This window comes from Chryseobacterium sp. ON_d1, assembly GCF_006829085.1.
Classification (GTDB): domain Bacteria; phylum Bacteroidota; class Bacteroidia; order Flavobacteriales; family Weeksellaceae; genus Chryseobacterium.
The window spans coordinates 1-1,253 of record NZ_BJTC01000031.1 but is presented as its reverse complement, the minus strand read 5'-3'; the positions used below and the strand labels follow the sequence as shown (position 1 = coordinate 1,253).

Here is a 1,253-nt window from a genome sequence, read left to right as displayed (position 1 = left end):
GCGGTGGGGCTCACCTGTTCCCATTCCGAACACAGAAGTTAAGCCCACCAGCGCCGATGGTACTGCTAACGCGGGAGAGTAGGCCGCCGCCAGTTTTTATTTTATTTTTAAAAATCCTTTATCATCATGATAAAGGATTTTTTGTTTTATACCCATCCCAGTTTAAAGTAACAGAACTAATCAGTAATGAGCAATAAGTAATAAGTAATAATTGATAAACGATACCGGAATCAACTATCAATTATCAATTATCAATTATCAATTATCAATTATCACTTAACATTCATCATTCATCACATCCCCATTGTCACTCCGTAGGAGTCTAAACGAGCCATTCAATCAAGCAATAATAGTTCATTATAATTGACTTAAGTATTATAACTTCCCTCTATAAACAAGCCTGGATTCCTGCCGAATGACACAAGTGGGAATAGAATTACCTTTATCACTTCCAGTTCAAATCTCAGAAATCCGAAACAGGAAACCCGTATCCCGAATCACGAATTCCTTCATTTAGAACTTGCTCTCTTAACATAAAATATTATTCAACATCGTGGAACCGGATCTGCTGAAATAAGATTGAACATAAAATTCCACTATAACTTTTTCTGTAATCTATTGATTTCATATTCTATGCTTTTGGAAATGCTCCAAATGGTTAATCTCAATTTTTACATTTTTTTTCAAATATATTTACTCAGCTAAATAAGTTATGACATTTTGTAATAGTTCATAACATTAGCATAGTAATTATTCGATTTAAAATTTATTAATACTCATTGTGGATAAGTATTGATAATTATGTAAGTATAAATAAAACAATTAGTTAAATCTTTAATTTATCCACAATAGGTTATTTGATATAAAATTTATGTTAAATAAACTTGTTTTGCGTTATGAGAAGTTGCTATCTTTGCCCCACTGAAAACGAGAGTAGATCAGTAGCGCAGGAGAGCCTTTAGATGGGCAAAAACATTATTACTTCAAAAAAGAGACAGGCGAAAAAAAAACTTTAAACTTTTTTTAAAAAAGAGTTGCGAGATAAAAAAGAGTTTGTATCTTTGCAGTCCCAATTAAGGGAGCGCAGGAGTAGGATGATTGAGGTTTGGTAAAGGAATTAAGGTTACTTAAAAAAACTTTAAAATTTTCTTTAGAAACATTTGGTCATTAAGAAATAAAGTTTTACTTTTGCACTCGCAAATACGGAGCGACACTGACAGAGAGATTGCTTCGTTAAAAAGCGAAAGATATAA

The 1,253-nt window shown here is 32.1% G+C and carries 1 rRNA gene; it reads left to right on the top strand.

The window, feature by feature from the left end:
• Positions 1–95, top strand: a 5S ribosomal RNA gene (gene rrf, locus CRS_RS24280); the annotation flags it as partial.
• Positions 96–1,253 lie beyond the last annotated feature (1,158 nt).